The sequence below is a fragment of the Larsenimonas rhizosphaerae genome (assembly GCF_023700005.1).
GTDB lineage: Bacteria > Pseudomonadota > Gammaproteobacteria > Pseudomonadales > Halomonadaceae > Larsenimonas > Larsenimonas rhizosphaerae.
Genome location: NZ_JAMLJK010000001.1, coordinates 1,562,893 through 1,581,926 on the forward strand (window position 1 = coordinate 1,562,893; position 19,034 = coordinate 1,581,926).

Genomic DNA, 19,034 nt, shown 5'->3' on the forward strand with positions numbered 1-19,034 from the left:
TGCCTTTGCTATCTTCTCGGGCGTATTCGGGAGTCAGCCTTCCTTCCCGGTAAATCGAAGTTGTCGAGATTTCAGGCACGCTGACTGCTGTGTTATACAGCCTGCTGAACAGTCAACAAGGCATGAGCGCGCGTGAATCTTGATCACCTCAAACTGTTTGTAGCCGTGGCTGAGCAGGAGTCGATTCTTGCAGCATCGAAAATGCTGGATATACCCAACTCGACACTGTCTCGTCAGATAAAAAACCTCGAAGGACAGCTCGGCCAGCAACTTGTACTGCGAAGTACCCGGCATTTGCGCCTGACCGCCGAAGGCCGGGCGCTGTATGAACGGGCGCGGCCACTGGTGGCAGCATTAAGTGACATTGGCCACGAGGTGAAAAGCCGACATGGCCGACTCAGTGGTACGCTCACTGTCGCCATTCCTTCCGAGTTCTGTGTGACGTGGTTGAACCGCGGTATTGCCGAGTTTTCCCGTCAGCATCCGGAGCTGGCCCTTGAGTGCATTACCAGCATGGCGCCGCTGGACCCGGTGCGTCGCGACGTTCATGTTTCGATTGCCTACCATCGTGGCGACCGCCAAAGCAGCAATATGGTTGTTCGTCCGCTTCTATCACTGGCAAGCTCGGTCGTGGCGACCCCGGAATTGCTCGCACGATACGCCGCACCGTCTCGAATCAGCGAGCTGGCAGAGCTGCCATGTATTTCGACCCTGACAGCACTGAAATCAAATCCCTGGGTATTCATTGATGACAAGGGGCAGGCGGTCAGCCTGAAACTGCCTTCGCGCTACAAGGTGGACAGCAGCCAGATGCTGATTTCAGGCGCGCTGGCCGGCATCGGGTTTGCCATTATTCCCACGGCCTTTTGCGCCTCTCACCTCGCCTCGGGTGAGCTGGTTGAGCTCACGCTTGATTGTCAGCCTGCGCCACTTGATATCGTGGCGATCTATCCGAACCGAAACAGTATTTCAGTGCGTGCCAGAGCCTTTGTGGATATGGTGAAAACCGAGCTCAGAGACAAGGCGCTGGCGTAGCCTCACCGTTGGTTCAACCGAACCCGGGGTGCTGATCAGCAGGGCGCCTGCCTGTCATGGGTAGCGCCCCTCACGCCGATTGCTGATCAGTTCCTTCATGATCCTGTTGGTCTGGATCATGGCGGGGGTGTCGGGTTCGCGCCGGCGGCTACAGATGATGGGGGAGGTGATATTGGGTTCGGCCAGTCGCACATAGGTAATTTCATCGCGCTGCATGCGCATCACCTGTTCCGGTACCAGACTGAAACCAAGATCCGACGCCACCAGGCCGATCGCGGTCTGAAGCTCGTTGGTTTCCTGAATGACCCGCACTCTCAGCCCTCGCAGGCGAAACAGGCTCAGAATCGTATCGGCGTAGCTGGGGCGTGGCGTGGCCGGGTAGATGATCAACGGGTACTCGGCCAGCTGGGCCAGCGTCGGCGTGGTGTTTGCCAGCGGATGAGACACCGGCAGCGCTGCCACGATTGGCTCATCAAGCAGCACCTCCTGCACGATGTCGGGGTCATCGACCCTGAGCCGACCGAAGCCAATATCGATTCGGCCGGCCTTGAGCGCCTGAACCTGACTGACCGTGGTCAACTCCAGCAACAACAGCTCGATGTTATCCGTTTGCCGTAGACGCCGAATCAACTGCGGTAACTGCCCGAACAGCAGCGAGCCGACCATTCCTATACCGAATACCTGATGCCCGCGTCGTGCCATCCGCCGCGTGGCGGCGACGGTGGTATCGATCTTTTCCAGGATCTGCAGCGCATGCTCCAGAAAGAACTTCCCTTCCGGTGTCAGTGCCAGTCCGCGCGCCTGGCGTTCGAACAATGACGTGCCCAGCTCGGTCTCCAGCTGCTTTATTCGGCGCGACAAGGGCGGCTGCGCCATGTGCAGCCGCTCGGCCGCACGAGTCATGTTGAGTTCTTCGGCGACAGTGCAGAAGTAGCGCAGTTGGCGTATGTCCATTGATACCTTCCGGGTATGGGTAGCGACCCAAACGATATTTTTTTGATGAGAGATGTGCAATCAGACTTAGGTCATCGCTGAATTGCCACAAGAGACTGACCATGTCCGCCATTATCGAGTCGATAACCACCCAGATTGTCGACCTGCCGACCATCCGACCGCACCGACTATCCATGACTACCATGGCGTGTCAGTCGCTGGTCATCGTCCGTCTTCGAAGCTCCGATGGCATCGAAGGCCTTGGCGAAGCCACCACCATCGGTGGGCTGAGCTACAGCGCGGAAAGCCCCGAAAGCATCAAGTGCAATATCGATGCATGGCTGGCTCCGCTACTGATCGGCCAGCCTGCCGATAACATCAACGGCCTTGCAGCCCGTCTTGACCGCCATGTGCGCGGTAACGCCATTGCCCGCTCGGCGCTTGAGACGGCACTGCTGGATGCTCAGGGCAAGCGTCTTGGTGTCTCGGTCGCCTCGCTTCTGGGCGGAGCCGTGCACGACCACCTGCCGGTGCTCTGGACACTCGCCAGCGGCGATACCCGAAAGGATATCGATGAGGCCTTCCAGCGCCTTGATGAACACCGGCATCACCAGTTCAAGCTCAAGCTGGGCGCCAATGCCCTGCGAGATGACCTGCGCCATACCGAAGCGATCTGCGATGCGCTCAAGGGCCGGGCGGGCGTGCAGGTCGATATCAATCAGGCCTGGGATGAGGCGACCGCGGTTGAAGGCATCGCCGCGCTTGAGGCGGCGGGTGTCGAACTGATCGAGCAGCCGATTCCTGCACGCAATGTCCATGGCCTGGCTCGGCTGGCCAACCGCTTTCGGGTCACGATGCTGGCCGATGAAGCCGTTCAGGATACCGGCGACGGTCTGACACTGCTGGACGCCGGCTTCAGCGGCGCCTTTGCCTTGAAGATCGCCAAGGCCGGTGGCCCCCGAGGCGCGCTCAAGTTGGCTCATCTGGCCCAGAGCGCCGGTCTCGGTCTCTATGGTGGCACCCTGCTCGAAGGTACCATCGGCACTGCCGCCTCACTTCACGCCTGGTCCACGCTGGCCTCTCTCCGGTGGGGAACCGAAATGTTCGGTCCACTGCTTCTGAAGGACGACATTGTCACCGAAAGCCTTCACTACCACGAGTTCGGGGTCGAGCTGCCTCGTGGACCGGGACTTGGTATCACGCTTGATGAAGATCGGCTGCGCTTTTACAGCCGCCCCTGACACAGGAGAAGACCCATGCTGTTTCATGTCGAAATGACCGTCAATCTGCCAGCCGATATGCCCGAAGCGCAGGCCGCCGAGATCAAGGCCACCGAAAAGGCCTATTCCCAGAAGCTTCAAAACGAGGGGACCTGGCGTCACCTGTGGCGAGTGGCTGGAAGTTACTCGAACGTCAGCATCTTCGATGTTGAGGACAATGAGACCCTGCACCACATCATCAGCGGCCTGCCACTGTTCCCGTACATGGAGATTCGCGTACGTCCGCTGTGCCGTCATCCGTCTTCGGTGCGTGACGACGACAGTTGAATACCCGGGCCCTTGAGCGTGCCGAAGTCAATTTCAAATAAAGAGGTGGTTTCCATGAGCGTGAAGATCTTTGATTCCCCTGACGTGCAGGACTTTCTCGTTAAACTCAGTGGGCTGGAAAATGCCGGGGGCAGCGATCGCGCCAAGCAGATCGTTCACCGCCTGGTAAGTGATCTGTTCAAGCTGATTGACGATTTTGACATCAGCGAAGAGGAGTACTGGGCCGGCATCAACCTGCTTAATGCCCTTGGCAGCCAGACTCAGTTCGGTCTGCTGTCGCCGGGGCTCGGGTTCGATCACTTTCTCGACATGCGTCACGACGCTCTCGATGCCGAGGCTCAGCGCACCGGCGGTACGCCACGCACCATTGAAGGGCCGCTGTACGTAGCAGGTGCCCCGGAAGCCGAGGGTTTTGCCCGTATGAATGATGAGGTTACCGAAGGCGAGACCATGTGGCTGACCGGTCAGGTCCGTGATGTGGATGGTACGCCGATCAAGGGGGCCAAGGTGGAAATCTGGCACGCCGACGACAATGGATGCTATTCCTTTTTCGATCCGTCACAGTCCGGTTACAACCTGCGCCGCACTATCTACACCGACAGCGACGGCCGCTACACCGCCCGCAGTATCATTCCGTCCGGGTATGGCGTGCCCGAAGGCGCACCGACTGACGTCGTGCTCAAGTCGCTCGGCCGGCACGGCGAGCGCCCGGCCCATATTCACTTCTTCATCTCGGCGCCCGGCCATCAGCACCTCACCACCCAGATCAATCTGGCCGGCGATCCATACACCTTTGATGACTTTGCCTTCGCCACCCGCGAAGAGCTGGTGATTCCCGCCGAACGCATCGATGACGTGTCCGAGATCGAAAAACGCGCGTTGGAGGGGCCGTTCTCACAGGTAGTGTTCGATATTGAGTTGTCGCCGACCGACAAGGTCGAGCTTCAGGCGCGTCACGCTCGCCCGCGGGCGAAGGAAAACGAGCACGATCTGGCCAGCCAACTGGCTGGCACCGCGAAGGTCTAGATGTTGATTAACGCCGTCACCACCTCCGGACTGCCTGATCAATTAGAATCCGGTGCCTTCGGTCCTGGCAGCAGGCCTGCAGTAGCGTAGTCATCTGCATCAAGGAAAAACGCGCCCGACATGTGAATGTCGGGCGCGTTTCATGGTGGCTGGGCTGCCTTTACGCCAGGTGTTATAGCCTCATCGATGGAGCACGACGCTCCAGTTCATGAGGTGACAGCGCGTCCCTTTGCCTTGTGGTGAGTGACCGGTGGGTGGTCCTGCCACGCGGCTTCCCTGTCATCCAGTGCACGGTGCGCGGACTCCGGCAGACGTGAGCCACCAATGAGGGCCAGCACTGCAATCGCAATGAGGTAGAACGCAGGTGCCAGCGAGTAGCCTGTCAGCGAGATCAACCAGGTGGCGACCAGTGGTGCGGTCCCGCCAAAAATCGTATACGCCACGTTGTAGCACAGGGCTGATCCGGTATAGCGAACCCGCGTCGGGAATTGTTCTGCCAGCAGTACCGCTGTCACCACGCCGCACATGACGGCTCCCACGGCCAGCATCGAGGCGCCCAGCATGGCCGGCCACAGTTCGCCGCTGCCGGCCAGATAATAGGCGGGGAATACGGCCACGATCAGGGAGATACAGGCCGTTTTGATGGTGTTGCGCCGCCCGATCCGGTCCGAAAGACGGCCCACCACCGGACACAGGAGGCCCGAAAATACCAGAGCACCCAGGCTGGCCAGCAGGGCAGTCGTGCGTGTGGCGTTACCGGCTACCTGCATATAGGTCACCAGATAAGTGGTGAACATGTAAAACGACAACGCAGTGGCCGAGATGAAGGCGCTCAGGCACACGATGGTTCGTCCATGCACCTGTACCGTTTCCTTCACGGTGGCATGTTCCGTTTCGGGAGCTTTTTGCAGGGCCTTGAAGGCTGGCGATTCTTCCAGATGCAGGCGCATGTAAAGTCCGATCAGGCCGAGCGGGGCGGCAATCAGAAAGGGAACGCGCCAGCCCCAGGACTGCATGGTTTCATCCGACAGTGTTGTGCCCAGCACCAGTGTCAGTCCGGCCGCTGAGGCAAAGGCCATGAAGGTGGATACTGGAATCAGACTGCCATAACGTGCCTTTTGCCGTGTGGGGGCATGCTCCAGCACATAGGTGCAGGCGCCTGCATATTCGCCACCGGCCGAGAACCCCTGAATGCAGCGGGCCAGTGCCAGAAGCAGCGGAGCAATGAAACCGATGGTGTCGTAGGTGGGCAGAATGCCGATTACGGCGGTGGCGCCGGCCATCATCAAAATGGTGATGGCGAGCACTCGTTTGCGGCCAATGCGGTCGCCCAGCCGGCCAAAGAAGATGCCGCCCAGCGGTCGCAGCGCAAAGGAGATGGCGAATACGGCAAAGGTCTGCAGTAATGCCAGAGCAGGCTCTCCCTGAGGGAAAAAGTGCTGAGCAATGATCAGTGCCAGAAAGCCATAAATGGCGAAATCAAACCATTCAACGAAGTTGCCGATGGTCGAGGCAATAATGACCTGGCGCATGGCCTTTCGACGGCCTGGCGACAGAGGTTGGGACAAGGGGGAGCGGTGGTTGCCGCTGTTCGATGAGCCGGCATAATTGTTATTGGACACGGTCGCTTTCCTGGGCAGGTGATAAGCATACGCAAGATGCTCACGACCTCAGTCTGTCATCAAGCCCTTCACGACGGGACACACCAAAGCGTCGTCGACGTTGTCAGCTGCGACCTTTTGAATGCCCGATGTTCCAGTGCACCACGGCGTGGCCGATATAGGCAGGTCGTGCACGGATAAGGTGCGTGTCAAACTGGTTGCTGCAGGCGGGGCAGGGAGTGCGCAGGCATAAAAAAGGCCCTGAATCATCAGGGCCTTTTTTATATAAACTGGCGGAGGGACAGGGATTCGAACCCTGGAAGGGCTATAAACCCTTGCCGGTTTTCAAGACCGGTGCATTCAACCGCTCTGCCATCCCTCCGAATACGGGTGCGTACACTAACACGCTATATTGCTGTACGCAATTTTAAAACGCCACGGTTGCTTCATGAGTAGTGATTCAGAGGGGTATTTCATATGCCATTAAAAAAAGAGCGAGGCCGAAACGAAAATGCCCCGAGTCGATAGGATCGATTCGGGGCATTGGTGTTCGAGGTGGCGGAGGGACAGGGATTCGAACCCTGGAAGGGCTATAAACCCTTGCCGGTTTTCAAGACCGGTGCATTCAACCGCTCTGCCATCCCTCCGTCTCACGGCGATGCATGCTACCAGCTTGTCTGCACGCGTCAAGTATCTTTTTAACGATCATGGACTTAACCGGTGTTGAATGGTGGCTTGCGCCGGGTGCAGCCTCGTAGCATGCTGGATGGTAGAAACCGGTACTATGGGAGCATTACCATGAACGAGCGTTACCATGTTGCGCAGTCTGAAGCCCGGCAGGAGGTCAGTCCGGCTTACAAGGTGCTTCGCAATACTTACATGCTGCTGGCGCTGACTCTGGCCTTTTCGGCAGTTACTGCAGGCGTTGCCATGTCGATGGGCGTGGCTCATTTGAACATCTTTGTATTTTTCATCGGGGCCTACGGCCTGATGTTTCTGGTTCACAAGCTCAAGAATTCCTCGGCAGGGCTGCTGGCCATCTTTGCCTTTACAGGCTTCATGGGCTTTACCCTGGGCCCCATTCTGACAAGTTATCTGACCCTGTCGAATGGCGCGCAGTTGATCATGACGGCGCTGGGGATGACGGCCACGACCTTCATCGGACTGTCAGCGGTGGTTCTGATCACCAAAAAGGATTTCAGCTTTCTTTCCAACTTCCTGATGGCGGGAGCAATCGTTTTGGTGGTGGCCATGCTGGTGGCCATGATCTTCAATATTTCCGGTCTGGCGCTGGCGGTTTCGGCAGGCTTTGTGCTGTTCTCGAGTGCGATGATCCTGTTTGAAACCAGTCAGATCATCCACGGGGGGGAGCGTAATTACATTCTGGCGACCCTCGGTTTATACTTGTCGATCTACAACCTGTTTGTCAGCCTGTTGTCGATTCTGGGCGTGGTGTCCGGCGACGACTGATGATGCGGTTTGATCATTCTGCGCAACAAGGCCCCTTTGATGGGGTCTTGTTGTTTTTGGACAGAGACTTTTTGACCGGGTAGCGTCAGGGGCTCAGGCTTCTTTCGCCCCATGGCAGTGAGGTTACCTTGAACTATACGCTGGTGGTTTACGGGGCGCCCTACAGCACTCAGGCGTCGCATTCGGCGTTGCGCCTTGCCGAGGCGTTGCCCGCGCAGGGGCATCGTGTGACGACGGTTTTTTTCTACCATGATGGTGTTCACAATGGCTCGTCGCTGATGCAGCCGCCTCAGGATGAACCTCATCTTCTGACGCGCTGGCGAGCACTGCATGCCGATCAGCAGTGTGAATTGCTGGTCTGTGTGGCGGCGGCAGTCAAGCGTGGCATCCATGACGCCTCGGAGGCGACGCGCCATGGCCATGAGGCACATGCGCTGGAAGCGCCCTTTGAATTGACAGGCGTGGGGCAGTTGCTTGTCGCTTCGCAACACAGTGATCGCACGGTAACCTTTGCACCATGACACGAAAAACACTGATCATTGTTCGTCATCCCCCCCACGGTAGCAGCTGGGCGCGAGAGGGTATCGAGGTGGTACTGGTTGGCGGTGCGCTGGGCGTGCCGGTGGATGTGCTGTTCGACGGCGATGGCATCTTTTGCCTGCTGCAAGGCCAGGAGGCCGGTGCACTGGGGCAAAAGGGCACGTTGCCCATGCTCAAGGCGTTCCCGATGTACGATATCGACACGGTGCTGGTGAGTCGTCCGGCGCTTGAAGCTCGAGGGCTGAAGGCTGACGCGCTGGCCATTGATGGTGACGTGGTCGAACCTCGTGACTGTCTGGCCCATTATCATTCCATTTTGACGTTCTAGGCTCATGATTCTGCATATTCTCAATCGCAGCGCCTTTGGTTCCCGTGTTCCTGATGACATGGCTTCGGCGCTGTTGCCCGGTGACACCGTCATCCTGATCGAGGATGGGGTCTTCACCGGCATGGCGCCTGATTATTCACGCATCGAGACCGTACGCTGGCATGCCTTGCGTGAAGATGCCGTTTCCCGTGGGGTGGCGGGTCGTATGCCCGATGATGTTCATCTGGTGGACGTTGACGGGTTCATTCGCCTGACCGCCGAGGCCACATCCACCATCAGCTGGTTCTAGTCATGACACATGCCAACGCAGCAACGTTTATCGATGTTCAGGGCGTGAGTGTCGCGCTGGACAGTGAGGGATGTCTGGTGGATCGAACCCAGTGGTCCCGTTCCGTGGCCGAGGCCATGGCTGCACGGGAAGGCCGTGAACTGACGTCGGCGCACTGGGAGGTACTGAACGTCATTCGTGATTTCTACGCCACTTATGAGCTGTCACCGGCGATGCGGCCACTGGTCAAGGCCACGGCGCTGGCACTTGGAGCCGAGAAGGGACGTTCCATTTATCTGATGCGGCTGTTTCCTGACAGCCCAGCTCGCGTGGCGGCGCGGCTTGCCGGGCTGCCCAAGCCCGATAACTGTCTCTGACTCATGAATTTTCTGGGACACGCCGTAGTCGCGCAGCATGGCAGTGATGCCTTCCTGCTGGGCAATCTGATTGCTGATGGGGTGAAGGGAGCGCTGCCGACCTCAGGCTGGCCGTCAGACGTCATTGACGGGATGCGATGCCATCGCGAAATTGATGCGTGGATTGATCACCATCCGGCCGTGATGGCACTCAAGCCCCGGGTACCACCCGCCACCCGCCGGGTGGCCGGTATCGGTCTTGACATGATCTGGGATCACTTTCTGGCTCGCGACATGCTGGATCCTTCCCTTCAGGTGCCAGAACTGCAGCCTGCCCTGATGGATCGAGTCTATGACACTCTGACCGAGCATGAAGCGCTGATCCCGCCTGCCATGAAGCCAATGTTCGAAGCCCTTGTTCGTGAGCGCTGGCTGGAATCCTATGCCCGCTACACCACGACATGTCATGCCATCGGACGCATTGGATTGCGGCTTCGCGGAGAGAATCGGCTTCAACAGCTGACGCCCTGGCTGATAAGGGAGCAGGCACTGCTTGAAGCAACCTATCATGAGCTGTGGCCCGACCTGTTGCGCCGGGCCACTGCCGTGAAGGGTGGCTGATGGTCAGCCGGGCAGTTCGAGGCAGGTAATGTCATCTCCGGGCTGTATATGCCGGTGTGGGTCGATCACGGCCAGTGCGGTTGCATCGACACAGGAGCTCAGCATGGAAGAGTCCTGAGCACCGGTTAGATGTGCCTTGCCATGCTCGTCGATGACAACCCGCAGATAGTGGCATCGAGCATTCGTGCGGGTCTCGAAGCCGGCGCTGACCGTTCTCTTGCGCAACTGCGACATGGCCGGACACCCCAGCATGCTGCCGATGAGCGGCCGCAGGAACAGGTAGCTGCTGACAAATCCTGACACCGGATTACCTGCCAGGCCGATCACGGCAGTATTGCCGATATGACCCAGGGTCAGTGGCTTGCCAGGTTTCATGGCCAGCCGCCACATGGCTACCTGACCCACGGCCTCGATCGCATGGCGCACATGATCCTCTTCACCGACCGATACGCCTCCGGCGGTCACGATGATATCCGCCTGACGAGCGTATTGCTCGAGCGCCTGTCGGCTCGCATCGTACTGATCCGGCAGGTGGTCGATGGCTACCAGCTCCCCACCGAACTGCTCGATCAGTGCCGCAAGCTGATAGCGGTTGCTGTTGTAGATTTGCCCTTCGGCAAGTGCTCTGCCCGGCAGGATGACTTCATCACCGCTGGTCAACAGGGCGATACGCGGCCGTTGCACTACGGTAATTTCCCCCAGCCCCTGACTGGCCAGAAGGCCGAGCGCGGCAGGGGTGATGCAGGCACCCGCTGCCAGCAACCGGTTACCCCGACGAAGTTCTCCGCCCTGTTGACGGATATTGTTGCTGACGGGCAGGTCGGCGGCAAATACCGCCTGGCCCTCGTTTGTTATTTCGACCTGCTCCTGCATGATGACGGTATCTGCGCCTTCGGGCAGACGTGCACCGGTAAAAATGCGGGCACAGGTGCCTGCTTCAAGTGGAGACGGTGCATGGCCGGCCGGAATGCGCTGGCTGACGGTCAGGGCCTGACCACCATCTCGCGCTCTCAGGGCGTAGCCGTCCATGGCGCTGTTGTCGAACGGTGGCATGTCGATGGTGGCGTGAATATCGCAGGCCAGTACACGCCCGGTGGCCCTGTGCAGCAGGCATTGCTCGTTTGGCATACGCCGGGCCAGAGACAGCGTAGCGTTCAGGGCCTCATCGACACTGTGCAATTCAGCCATGATGGCCGCTTCCGCCGTTGACCAGGTTGGCAAAGTTGCAGGGCTGATGACGACTGTCGAGCTGTTCGATCAGAATCTGCTCCCACCCGGTGCGGCAGGCATTTGTCGAGCCTGGCAGCGCAAATATCAGCGTGTGATTGACAAATCCTGCCACGCAGCGGCTTTGCAGGGTCGAACTGCCCACTTCCTTGCGAGACAGCTGACGAAACAGCTCGCCAAAGCCCGGGATGGGTTGATCAAACAATGGCTCCAGCGCATCCGGAGTAGTGTCTCGACCGGTGAACCCGGTGCCACCGGTGGTAATGATCACGTTGATGGCCGGATCGGCAATCCAGCAGGATACGTCGGCCCGAATGCGGTAGACATCGTCAGCAACGATACGCCGCTCGGCACAGCGGTGGCCGGCATTGGTCAGCGCGGCTTCAAGATAATCGCCCGACCCGTCATTTTCGGTGGTGCGGGTATCCGAGACCGTCAATATGGCCACGTTCAGGGGCATGAAGTCTTTCATGAGTCGGTCCGGCTCCTTTGTTGCTGACGTGCGTCGAGGGCATTCAATTGTTCGGGAGTGGCATCGGCCTGGTACAGTGATTTCCATTGCGAATAGGGCATGCCATAGACGTATTCTCGAGCGGTGTCGTAATCGATGGAAACCCCCTGGCGCTCCCCGGCAGCAACCAGCCACTTTGACAGGCAGTTGCGGCAGAAGTCGGCCAGAATCATCAGGTCGATATTCTGAACGTCCTTGTTGGCATCCAGGTGGGCCAATAGCTGCCGAAAGGCATCGGCCTCCATGGCCTGGCGAGTGTCATCAGGCAGGGAATTGATCATCAGAAGAATCCTTTTCGTCGATAGGAATATCAGGCCCAGTGTAGCGTGGCTGGTGGGTGACTCAACCGCCTCATTCCTTAGAGAGTCTGCGGTGTGCAATTTTTTATACAAAATAAGCCTGAAAAGGCCGTGCGAAGCTCTTAAAGGCTTGATTATTGGCAGGTGTGGCTATTATGTTGCACGTGGCTGTGCTTCTCCTTCCGGAAGGCACTGCCTGGACGCACCACACAACAACATATCTACAACTACACAATAATGGAGTTGCCATGTCGTCATCCAATGAATCAAGTGACCTGGTGCGCGTGCTGGCCCGAAAGGACGTATTGGCACTGGCTTTCGGTGCCATGATCGGCTGGGGATGGATCGTGCTGACCGGTAATTTTATCGTCAATGCCGGAAGCATGGGGGCCATCGTAGCCTTTCTGATCGGTGGTGCTGCCGTCGTGCTGGTCGGTTTGACTTATGCCGAGCTTGCTGCCGCCATGCCGAAGGTGGGTGGGGAGCATGTGTACAGTTATCGGGCGCTGGGGCACTTTGCCTCCTTTATCTGTACCTGGAGTATCGTGCTGGGCTATATCAGCGTGGTGGCGTTTGAAGCCGTGGCGCTGCCTACCGTGGTTGAAAGCCTGTTTCCAGGTTATTCCGTCGGTCATCTGTGGACCCTGTCCGGCTGGGACGTGAAACTGACTTGGGTGCTGGTTGGCGTGGTCGGTTCGCTGATCATGATGGCCATCAATTATTTCGGCGTTACCATGGCAGCGCTGATTCAGCGGCTGGTAACGCTGCTGATTCTGGCGGTGGGGGTCCTGTTCATTACCGGCGCCCTGTTTACCGGTGAGACCACTACACTTCAGCCCCTTTTTACCGGTGGCTCCGGTGGCATCATGTCGGTCCTGATCATGGTGCCGTTCCTGTTTGTCGGGTTTGACGTCATTCCCCAGGCGGCGGAGGAAATCAATCTTCCGTTTCGTGACATCGGCCGTGTGTTGACCCTGTCGGTCATTCTGGCCGTCGTGTGGTATGCGCTGATTGTGTTTGGCACCTCGTTGATGATGCCGGCTTCTTCCCTGGGTGGCGGCGTGCTGGCGGTGCCTGCGGCCATGGAGCAGGTCTTTCAGGCACCCTGGGCTTCGAAGCTGATGATTCTGGCCGGCGTGGCAGGCATCATCACCAGCTGGAACGCGTTTTATATCGGTGGGTCACGGGCCATTTATGCTCTGGCGCATGCCGGTATGCTGCCGGCGCCGCTGGCGAAGCTTCATCCCAAATACCGAACGCCGACCAATGCGATCATTCTGATCGGAGTGCTGTCTAGTCTGGCGCCATTGCTGGGCCGTCCTGCCATGGTCTGGCTTGTCGATGCCGGAGGCCTGGGGATCGTGATTGCCTACCTGTTCGTAGCGCTGTCGTTTCTGGTGTTGCGGGTGCGGGAGCCGGACATGCCTCGGCCGTTTTTTGTTCGTCAGGGCAAGCTGGTAGGCGTTCTGGCCGTGCTCTTATCGATCGGCATGACCGGCCTTTATCTACCGTTCAGCCCCTCGGCACTGACCGGCACCGAATGGCTGGTGTTCGGGCTCTGGATGCTGGCGGGGCTGGCGATGTATGTCTGGGCGCTGAAGACCTACGGCAAGGGCTATGCTGAACGGGTCATGACTCGCGAGTATCACTGAGCGGATCCTGCCTGAAGGAAAAAACGCGCCCCCGGGCGCGTTTTTTAATGGAAAATTGATCCCGTCTCGTTGATCGCTCTCGGGACACGAAGGACGGTTATGGGCGCTCCAGCCCGATCATGGCGCTCAGATGGGCATTCACCGACGGGGCCAGACTTTCCAGGTGGTAGCCACCCTCCAGTACTGACAGTACCCGGCCGTTGGCATGGCGTTCGGCCATGGCCAGTATGTCCCGGGTCAGGTCAAAGTAGTCACCGCTGTCAAAGGCCAGTTCTGTCATGGGGTCATCACGGTGGGCATCAAAGCCGGCACTGATGAGAATCAGTTCCGGCCGATGCGCATCAATGCGAGGCATCCACTGGTGAAGGCAGCGATCTCTTGCCTGCTGGCCTGTACTGCCGGCCGGCAGCGGCAGGCTCTCTACGTTCGGAGCGTTTTCATTGGCGGATGACCAGGGATACAGCCCCTGCTGGTACATGGTGCAAATCAGTATGTCATGGTTGTGGGCCAGGATATCCAGTGTGCCATTGCACTGGTGGGCATCGATATCAATGATTGCGATGCGCTGGATATCGTAATGCCGGCGCGCATAACAGGCTGCCAGCGCTACATTGTTGATCAGGCAAAATCCCATGCCCTGCGCCTTCTCGGCGTGATGGCCGGGGGGGCGTACGGCACAGAATACGTTGTCCGCCTGATTGCGAAAAAGCTGATTGACGCCCTTTATCACGCCACCGGCAGCGCAGCGAGCCGCGTCCCAGTTATCTGCATTGACCAGGGTTTCCTCATCCAGAGCCACCGGGGTGTCGCTGTCTGCAGCATCGGCCAGCAAGGCAAGATAGTCCGAGGTGTGCGCAAGGCGCAGCATATCGGGGGCAACGGGGAGGGCATCAAAGTGCTGGAGCTGCCGAGCGACACCGGATAACGCCAGCTGGCGCTCAATGGCGTCCAGACGGCGAGGATGATCCGGGTGCCACGGGGCAATCATGTGTCGCCGACATTGCCCCGGCAGAATGAACGAGGTGATCATGGCCTTTCCTGTGCAGGGTGGATGTGCTGCGCTATCGTGGAAGCTCAAGGCGTTCGAATGACCTCCGTGCATCGTCCGGGGTCGTGGTCGTCGAGTGTAGCAGTGCCTGATGAGGTCATGATGCTGGATAAGGGAATGGGGGTTCAATTCGTTGAACATTTCTTCCGGCCCCGCGCCATCATGGTGGTGGCGCCAGGCCGTGAAGACGCGTTGACGCAGGCAGTATTGTTCAATCTGCGTGAGGGCGGGTTTCGCGGAAAAATCTGGGCAGTAGCACCGGATAGTCAGGCCGGTGATGTGCTGGAGGGTGTTCAGTGGGTCAACCTGCTGGAAGCCGTTACTCCGTTGGCGGAACTGGTCATCTTTTGTCTGCCGGTGGATGACGTGCCGGACCAGCTTGAACTGCTGGCCGCTCGAGGCGTATCGGCGGCCATCATTCTGACCGGCGGTGCCCGGTGGAGTGAAAGCCGGCTGGATGACCCGGCCTCCACTCGCTCGCGGCTTCATGACATCGTGCGCCGAAAGGGCGTGCGGGTCATGGGGCCCGAGTGCATGGGGGTTGTTTCGACGCGCCATTACCTTAACGCCTCCTGTGCCAGTGTACCGGTGGCTCGGGGGCGGCTGGCATATCTTGGGCAGTCGGGCATGGTGGGGCATGCCCTGATGGACTGGGCTGCTGCGCGCGGGATCGGGTTTTCCAACCTGGTGGCACTGGGAGATAGTGTGGATGTGACGCTTGCCGATGTGCTGGATCATTTCAACCAGACCGGCGGCTACCGGGCACTGGTGCTTCATATCGAACAGATCACCAACGCCATGCATTTCATGACGACCCTGCGGGAGGCGGCGCGCCACCACGTGGTGGTTGCAATCAAAAGTGGTCGATGTGCTTCAACGGATCTGTCCGGTCGTCCCCTTGCTCCCGGGCTGTCACGGCGTGATCAGGTCTTTGATGCCGCCCTGTCCCGCGCCGGGGTGCTGCGCGTGGCACACTCCGATGGCCTGATGGATGCGCTGGATACACTGACCCGCCTGCCTGCACTGGCCGGCGAGCGGGTGGTGCTGGTTTCCAACGGGCTGGGACTTGCGCTGCTGGCCATGGATGAGCTGGCGCGTCAGGGTGGCGTTCTGGCCGAGCTGTCTTCTGCCTGCAGACAGGCACTGTCCGACGAGGGGCTGGACGTGAGTGTGAGTGGTCATAATCCAGTGGATGTCGGCAGCCTGGCTACGCCGGAGCGGTTCGAGCGGGCCGTCAGGCTGGTGGCTGATGATCCCGGCGTGGATGTGGTACTGACCATTCATGTGCCCACACGCATGGCGCCATCCCGGGAGGTGGCAGAGCGCCTGCTGGCATTGAGGCCGGACATGCGCAGTGCCTGGATGAGTTGCTGGATGGGGCTTCAGGATGCCCGCGAAGCGCGGCAGTTGTGTCAGCGGGCCGGGGTGGCGCACTACCGTTCGCCCGAGAAGGCCATCGATGGACTGATGTTGATGGCCCGCTATCGCCAGGTACAGCATTTGCTTCGCCAGACACCCCCTGCCGTTCAGCTCCCCGGTACACCGGCACGACGTGATCAGGCGCGGCACCTGATTCAGCAGGCCTTTGATCGCCGGCGCTCGGCGTTGACCCATGAGGAATGTGGCCAGGTGCTGGAAGGGTATGGCATGGCCATTACCCCGGCTCATTATGATTACCTGAATGCTGAAACGATATCGCTGCCGCCTTTTTCACCCCCCTGGCGATTGCGGTTGATACATCCGGCAAACTGCCAGCCCTTCAACGATGATGTGATCGATGCCGGGGGAAACACCTCGATAGCCACGCCGAGCGCGCTGGCCGATGAAGGGGCGCGGCAGCGGGCCTGGTGTCAAGACAGGAATCTGATTCCGTTCAGCGCCTGCATTCAGCCCCGGCGCGACGACGTGCCAGCGATGAGCATCAGCTGTGGCATTACGCGAGATGCCACGTTTGGCCCAGTGGTATTCTTTGGCCGGGCAGGCCACCACCTGGATGAAACCGCTGATCGTCAGGTGGCACTGCCGCCTCTCAATAATGCGCTGGCGGCTGCCTTGATCGAGCAAAGCAGTGTCTGGTCCATCCTTGCACACCAGTCCGAGGCGCCCGATAACCTGCAGGATCAGTTGTCACGGCTGCTGGTTACCCTGTCGCACATGGCAACGGATCTGCCACATCTTGCGGTACTGGATATCAATCCGCTGGAGGTTACGACCGCCGGAGAGCTTCGTGCCGACAGCTATCGGCTGTCGATCGGTCCACCCACGCCCTTTGCCATCATGCCCTATCCGGAGGAGTGGCAGCGAAACGTCACCCTTGGCAAGGGGCAGCAGGCCCGGTTGCGTCCGGTACGGGAAGAAGATGCAGCGCTTGTAACTGAATTTCATACTCGGCTTTCTCGTGAAAGCATTCGCTTTCGCTATTTCCGCGACAAGCCTCAGCTCTCTCAGGTCGATTTGTCACGGTTGACGCAGCTTGATTATGATCGTCAGATGGCCTTTCTGCTGGTGAATGACGCAGACACCGACATGCTGGGCGTCGCTCGGGTCTGGAATGATCCGGACAATGTGCGTACCGAGTTTGCCATCATTGTGCGCGATGACATGCATGGACAGGGCGCGGGGCGCCTGTTGATGGAGCAGTTGATTCGCTATAGCCGGCACGTGGGCACGCTTGAGATGTATGGCAAGATTGCGCCGGAAAACCGGGCCATGCGCGCGCTGGTGATCAGCGTCGGATTTACCACGTCGCTGGATATGGATGAGGGGGTGATCAATGCCCGCCTGATGCTCAACGAACCTTCAACGGCCTGGCAGCGTCAGCGTCTGGGCAAATGACCGGCGGCCAGCCCGTGGGTGGGATAGCCGGCCGCCGGTCGTGGGGTCAGGGCGCGAGCAGTACCTTGCTCCATTCGTCGTCACTGCCATGGCGGCGGTAACGTACTCGATCATGAAGCCGGCTCGGCCGACCCTGCCAGAATTCGATCATGTCCGGCTTGACCCGATAGCCGCCCCAGTGGGCGGGACGCTCCACCTCACTGTCGGCATAGGCGCTTTCAAAGCGATGCTGGCGGTCATCAAGCCACTGGCGATCCGGGATTTCCACGCTTTGCTGGGAGACCCATGCGCCAAGCTGGCTTTCGCGTGGGCGGCTGTGAAAGTACGCCTCGGAGCGCTCCCTTTCGACCTGTTCCACGCTGCCCTCGATGCGTACCTGACGCTGGAGGGTAGGCCACCAGAATACCAGTGATGCCAGGGGGTTACTGGAGAGTTCTCCTCCCTTGTGACTCTGGTAACTGGTATAAAATACAAAGCCGCTTTCATCAAACCCCTTGAGCAGCACAATCCGCGCATGAGGCCGTCCGCTGCCGTCGGCAGTCGCTAGGGTCATGACGTTGGCATCAAGGTTGTCACTGTCGACGGCGGCACGAAGCCATTCGGAAAACAGCGGGAACGGAGACGCGGGCGTATTGGCTGTATCCAGCGTGTCGCCGTCATAGTCTCGTCGCAGGTTGGCAATGTCCTGAGTCATTTTGTTGTCCTTTTGCCTGTCGTCTCGGCGTGTCGTTCAGCATGCCTGAGCCGTCTGGCCTGTTTCAGCGCGGTAATCAGCAATGCACTGGCGGCCAGGGTTTCGGCGACGGACCAGGGCCACTGTCCCGGCGCCTTGATCATCAGGATACTCTGTATTGCATAGATTAGGCCGACAAAGGCCAGCCATACAAACCCGCGGGTGCGGGGTAGCCAGAAAACGGTGGCAAGAAGTGCCAGGGGGGCCAGTCGGATAACCACCGGCAGCGGCTCGACGTTGTGTAGTGCCATCAGCCAAAGGCCATTGGCGATGGCGATCACCATGAGGACGGTGTAGGACACGATGACCGGCATCGGGCGCTTTGCGGGTTGAGCTTCGGGTGTCATGACGCCTCCGTGCGGCCTGTATGCAGCGCCAGCGCCAGGCGGGCCAGTCTGACCCCCTGCGCGTGAGCGATGGCCTTTTCATGGGTGTCGAGCGTGGCTTCGTCACTGTCACCACTGACGTGTGTCGCGCCGTAGGGTGTTCCCCCGCGGGTAGTATCGAACAGTGACGTTACACTGTAGGGCACACCCACCAGTACCATGCCATGGTGAAGAAGTGGGGTCATCATGCTGGTCAGGGTCGTTTCCTGCCCGCCATGCAGGCTGGCGGTCGAGGTAAAGACGCCCGCCGGCTTGTCGACCAGTGCACCGGTCATCCACAGCTCGCTGGTGCCGTCGAGAAAGTACTTGAGCGGTGCTGCCATGTTGCCAAAGCGGGTCGGGCTGCCCAGTGCCAGCCCGGCGCAGTGCCTGACATCTTCCAGGGTCGCGTAGACAGCCCCTTCGGGGGGGATTTCAGCTTCCGTGGCTTCACAGGTCGTGGATACGGACGGCACCGTGCGCAGGCGAGCATCTACCCCGGCAACGGACTCGATGCCTGCCACCATGCAGTCTGCCAGCGCACGGGTCGCTCCCTGGCGGGAATAATAAAGAACAAGTACATAAGGTGTTGTCATGTCGGTTCCTGAAAGGGCGCATGGCGTCGAGCGCGCCGGTCGG

The 19,034-nt window shown here is 59.3% G+C and carries 21 protein-coding genes and 2 tRNA genes; 12 read left to right on the forward strand and 11 right to left on the reverse strand.

Features of this window, described 5'->3' with window-relative positions; genetic code table 11:
- Positions 1-132: 132 nt before the first annotated feature.
- Positions 133-1,035, forward strand: coding sequence for a LysR family transcriptional regulator (locus NAT21_RS07115; protein WP_250936680.1), 903 nt, complete (start codon positions 133-135; stop codon positions 1,033-1,035).
- Positions 1,036-1,089: 54 nt separating this feature from the next.
- Here the strand turns inward: NAT21_RS07115 and NAT21_RS07120 are convergent, their stop codons facing one another.
- The gene (locus NAT21_RS07120) at positions 1,090-1,989 is read right to left on the reverse strand and encodes a LysR family transcriptional regulator (RefSeq protein WP_250936681.1); all 900 of its coding nucleotides are present in this window, start codon (positions 1,987-1,989) and stop codon (positions 1,090-1,092) included.
- 101 nt (positions 1,990-2,090) lie between these two features.
- Here NAT21_RS07120 and NAT21_RS07125 point away from each other — a divergent pair, with 101 nt between their 5' ends.
- Genes NAT21_RS07125 through catA form a run of 3 tightly spaced genes read left to right on the forward strand, consistent with a single transcriptional unit; the run spans position 2,091 to position 4,541 of the window.
- Entirely contained in the window at positions 2,091-3,209 is a 1,119-nt protein-coding gene (locus NAT21_RS07125; RefSeq protein WP_250936682.1) for a muconate cycloisomerase family protein, read from the forward strand.
- Between the two features lie 15 nt (positions 3,210-3,224).
- Entirely contained in the window at positions 3,225-3,515 is a 291-nt protein-coding gene (gene catC / locus NAT21_RS07130) for a muconolactone Delta-isomerase (protein WP_250936683.1), read from the forward strand.
- Positions 3,516-3,569: 54 nt separating this feature from the next.
- Entirely contained in the window at positions 3,570-4,541 is a 972-nt protein-coding gene (catA, locus tag NAT21_RS07135) for a catechol 1,2-dioxygenase (protein ID WP_250936689.1), read from the forward strand.
- Positions 4,542-4,747: 206 nt separating this feature from the next.
- On the opposite strand, the gene NAT21_RS07140 is transcribed toward catA, so the two are convergent.
- The 3 genes from NAT21_RS07140 to NAT21_RS07150 form a co-directional block, all read right to left on the reverse strand.
- The gene (locus NAT21_RS07140; protein WP_250936692.1) at positions 4,748-6,163 is read right to left on the reverse strand and encodes an MFS transporter; all 1,416 of its coding nucleotides are present in this window, start codon (positions 6,161-6,163) and stop codon (positions 4,748-4,750) included.
- Between the two features lie 270 nt (positions 6,164-6,433).
- Positions 6,434-6,524, reverse strand: a tRNA-Ser gene (locus NAT21_RS07145).
- 174 nt (positions 6,525-6,698) lie between these two features.
- Positions 6,699-6,789: transfer RNA gene (locus NAT21_RS07150), tRNA-Ser, on the reverse strand.
- Between the two features lie 151 nt (positions 6,790-6,940).
- On the opposite strand from NAT21_RS07150, the gene NAT21_RS07155 reads away from it, so the two are divergent.
- The 6 genes from NAT21_RS07155 (at position 6,941) to NAT21_RS07180 (ending at position 9,725) form a co-directional block, all read left to right on the forward strand.
- Complete coding sequence (locus tag NAT21_RS07155; protein WP_250936694.1) at positions 6,941-7,612, forward strand: Bax inhibitor-1/YccA family protein; 672 nt, start codon at positions 6,941-6,943, stop codon at positions 7,610-7,612.
- A 128-nt stretch (positions 7,613-7,740) separates the two neighbouring features.
- Complete coding sequence (gene tusD, locus NAT21_RS07160) at positions 7,741-8,133, forward strand: sulfurtransferase complex subunit TusD (protein ID WP_250936696.1); 393 nt, start codon at positions 7,741-7,743, stop codon at positions 8,131-8,133.
- Positions 8,130-8,480, forward strand: coding sequence for a sulfurtransferase complex subunit TusC (tusC, locus tag NAT21_RS07165; protein ID WP_250936698.1), 351 nt, complete (start codon positions 8,130-8,132; stop codon positions 8,478-8,480). The genes tusD and tusC overlap by 4 nt, the downstream gene beginning before the upstream one ends.
- A 4-nt stretch (positions 8,481-8,484) precedes the next feature.
- Positions 8,485-8,769, forward strand: coding sequence for a sulfurtransferase complex subunit TusB (gene tusB, locus NAT21_RS07170; RefSeq protein ID WP_250936700.1), 285 nt, complete (start codon positions 8,485-8,487; stop codon positions 8,767-8,769).
- Positions 8,770-8,771: 2 nt separating this feature from the next.
- Complete coding sequence (locus NAT21_RS07175) at positions 8,772-9,125, forward strand: TusE/DsrC/DsvC family sulfur relay protein (protein ID WP_250936702.1); 354 nt, start codon at positions 8,772-8,774, stop codon at positions 9,123-9,125.
- Positions 9,126-9,128: 3 nt separating this feature from the next.
- On the forward strand, positions 9,129-9,725 hold the full coding sequence (locus NAT21_RS07180; protein WP_250936704.1) for an acyl carrier protein phosphodiesterase: 597 nt from the start codon (positions 9,129-9,131) through the stop codon (positions 9,723-9,725).
- A gap of 3 nt (positions 9,726-9,728) precedes the next feature.
- Here the strand turns inward: NAT21_RS07180 and NAT21_RS07185 are convergent, their stop codons facing one another.
- The 3 genes from NAT21_RS07185 to NAT21_RS07195 are packed head-to-tail and all read right to left on the reverse strand — an operon-like array spanning position 9,729 to position 11,744.
- Positions 9,729-10,913: a molybdopterin molybdotransferase MoeA gene (locus NAT21_RS07185; RefSeq protein WP_250936706.1), complete on the reverse strand. Its 1,185-nt coding sequence runs from the start codon at positions 10,911-10,913 to the stop codon at positions 9,729-9,731.
- On the reverse strand, positions 10,906-11,424 hold the full coding sequence (gene moaB, locus NAT21_RS07190) for a molybdenum cofactor biosynthesis protein B (RefSeq protein ID WP_250936708.1): 519 nt from the start codon (positions 11,422-11,424) through the stop codon (positions 10,906-10,908). Before moaB ends, NAT21_RS07185 begins: the two co-directional genes overlap by 8 nt.
- Complete coding sequence (locus NAT21_RS07195) at positions 11,421-11,744, reverse strand: DUF1244 domain-containing protein (protein WP_250936710.1); 324 nt, start codon at positions 11,742-11,744, stop codon at positions 11,421-11,423. Before NAT21_RS07195 ends, moaB begins: the two co-directional genes overlap by 4 nt.
- 266 nt (positions 11,745-12,010) lie before the next feature.
- Between NAT21_RS07195 and NAT21_RS07200 the strand changes: the two genes are divergently transcribed.
- Positions 12,011-13,414 carry an APC family permease gene (locus NAT21_RS07200; RefSeq protein ID WP_250936711.1) on the forward strand — a complete coding sequence of 468 codons (1,404 nt, stop codon included), beginning with the start codon at positions 12,011-12,013 and terminating at the stop codon, positions 13,412-13,414.
- 97 nt (positions 13,415-13,511) lie between these two features.
- Here NAT21_RS07200 and NAT21_RS07205 read toward each other — a convergent pair whose 3' ends face one another.
- The gene (locus tag NAT21_RS07205; protein ID WP_250936721.1) at positions 13,512-14,444 is read right to left on the reverse strand and encodes a histone deacetylase family protein; all 933 of its coding nucleotides are present in this window, start codon (positions 14,442-14,444) and stop codon (positions 13,512-13,514) included.
- Positions 14,445-14,501: 57 nt separating this feature from the next.
- Between NAT21_RS07205 and NAT21_RS07210 the strand changes: the two genes are divergently transcribed.
- Entirely contained in the window at positions 14,502-17,297 is a 2,796-nt protein-coding gene (locus NAT21_RS07210; protein ID WP_250936723.1) for a bifunctional acetate--CoA ligase family protein/GNAT family N-acetyltransferase, read from the forward strand.
- A 46-nt stretch (positions 17,298-17,343) separates the two neighbouring features.
- On the opposite strand, the gene pdxH is transcribed toward NAT21_RS07210, so the two are convergent.
- Genes pdxH through wrbA form a run of 3 tightly spaced genes read right to left on the reverse strand, consistent with a single transcriptional unit; the run spans position 17,344 to position 18,991 of the window.
- The gene (gene pdxH, locus NAT21_RS07215; protein ID WP_250936725.1) at positions 17,344-17,991 is read right to left on the reverse strand and encodes a pyridoxamine 5'-phosphate oxidase; all 648 of its coding nucleotides are present in this window, start codon (positions 17,989-17,991) and stop codon (positions 17,344-17,346) included.
- Positions 17,988-18,377, reverse strand: coding sequence for a DUF2069 domain-containing protein (locus tag NAT21_RS07220; RefSeq protein ID WP_250936727.1), 390 nt, complete (start codon positions 18,375-18,377; stop codon positions 17,988-17,990). Before NAT21_RS07220 ends, pdxH begins: the two co-directional genes overlap by 4 nt.
- A complete protein-coding gene (wrbA, locus tag NAT21_RS07225; protein ID WP_250936729.1) occupies positions 18,374-18,991 on the reverse strand; it encodes an NAD(P)H:quinone oxidoreductase in 618 nt (205 codons plus the stop codon). Before wrbA ends, NAT21_RS07220 begins: the two co-directional genes overlap by 4 nt.
- Positions 18,992-19,034 lie beyond the last annotated feature (43 nt).

Bases quoted from the DNA above. Each gene is read 5' to 3' on its own strand.
- NAT21_RS07120 (WP_250936681.1), bottom strand. From the start codon at position 1,989: ATGGACATACGCCAACTGCGCTACTTCTGCACTGTCGCCGAAGAACTC.
- NAT21_RS07125 (WP_250936682.1), top strand. From the start codon at position 2,091: ATGTCCGCCATTATCGAGTCGATAACCACCCAGATTGTCGACCTGCCG.
- catC (WP_250936683.1), top strand. From the start codon at position 3,225: ATGCTGTTTCATGTCGAAATGACCGTCAATCTGCCAGCCGATATGCCC.
- catA (WP_250936689.1), top strand. From the start codon at position 3,570: ATGAGCGTGAAGATCTTTGATTCCCCTGACGTGCAGGACTTTCTCGTT.
- NAT21_RS07155 (WP_250936694.1), top strand. From the start codon at position 6,941: ATGAACGAGCGTTACCATGTTGCGCAGTCTGAAGCCCGGCAGGAGGTC.
- tusC (WP_250936698.1), top strand. From the start codon at position 8,130: ATGACACGAAAAACACTGATCATTGTTCGTCATCCCCCCCACGGTAGC.
- tusB (WP_250936700.1), top strand. From the start codon at position 8,485: ATGATTCTGCATATTCTCAATCGCAGCGCCTTTGGTTCCCGTGTTCCT.
- NAT21_RS07175 (WP_250936702.1), top strand. From the start codon at position 8,772: ATGACACATGCCAACGCAGCAACGTTTATCGATGTTCAGGGCGTGAGT.
- NAT21_RS07180 (WP_250936704.1), top strand. From the start codon at position 9,129: ATGAATTTTCTGGGACACGCCGTAGTCGCGCAGCATGGCAGTGATGCC.
- NAT21_RS07185 (WP_250936706.1), bottom strand. From the start codon at position 10,913: ATGGCTGAATTGCACAGTGTCGATGAGGCCCTGAACGCTACGCTGTCT.
- moaB (WP_250936708.1), bottom strand. From the start codon at position 11,424: ATGAAAGACTTCATGCCCCTGAACGTGGCCATATTGACGGTCTCGGAT.
- NAT21_RS07195 (WP_250936710.1), bottom strand. From the start codon at position 11,744: ATGATCAATTCCCTGCCTGATGACACTCGCCAGGCCATGGAGGCCGAT.
- NAT21_RS07200 (WP_250936711.1), top strand. From the start codon at position 12,011: ATGTCGTCATCCAATGAATCAAGTGACCTGGTGCGCGTGCTGGCCCGA.
- NAT21_RS07205 (WP_250936721.1), bottom strand. From the start codon at position 14,444: ATGATCACCTCGTTCATTCTGCCGGGGCAATGTCGGCGACACATGATT.
- NAT21_RS07210 (WP_250936723.1), top strand. From the start codon at position 14,502: ATGACCTCCGTGCATCGTCCGGGGTCGTGGTCGTCGAGTGTAGCAGTG.
- pdxH (WP_250936725.1), bottom strand. From the start codon at position 17,991: ATGACTCAGGACATTGCCAACCTGCGACGAGACTATGACGGCGACACG.
- NAT21_RS07220 (WP_250936727.1), bottom strand. From the start codon at position 18,377: ATGACACCCGAAGCTCAACCCGCAAAGCGCCCGATGCCGGTCATCGTG.
- wrbA (WP_250936729.1), bottom strand. From the start codon at position 18,991: ATGACAACACCTTATGTACTTGTTCTTTATTATTCCCGCCAGGGAGCG.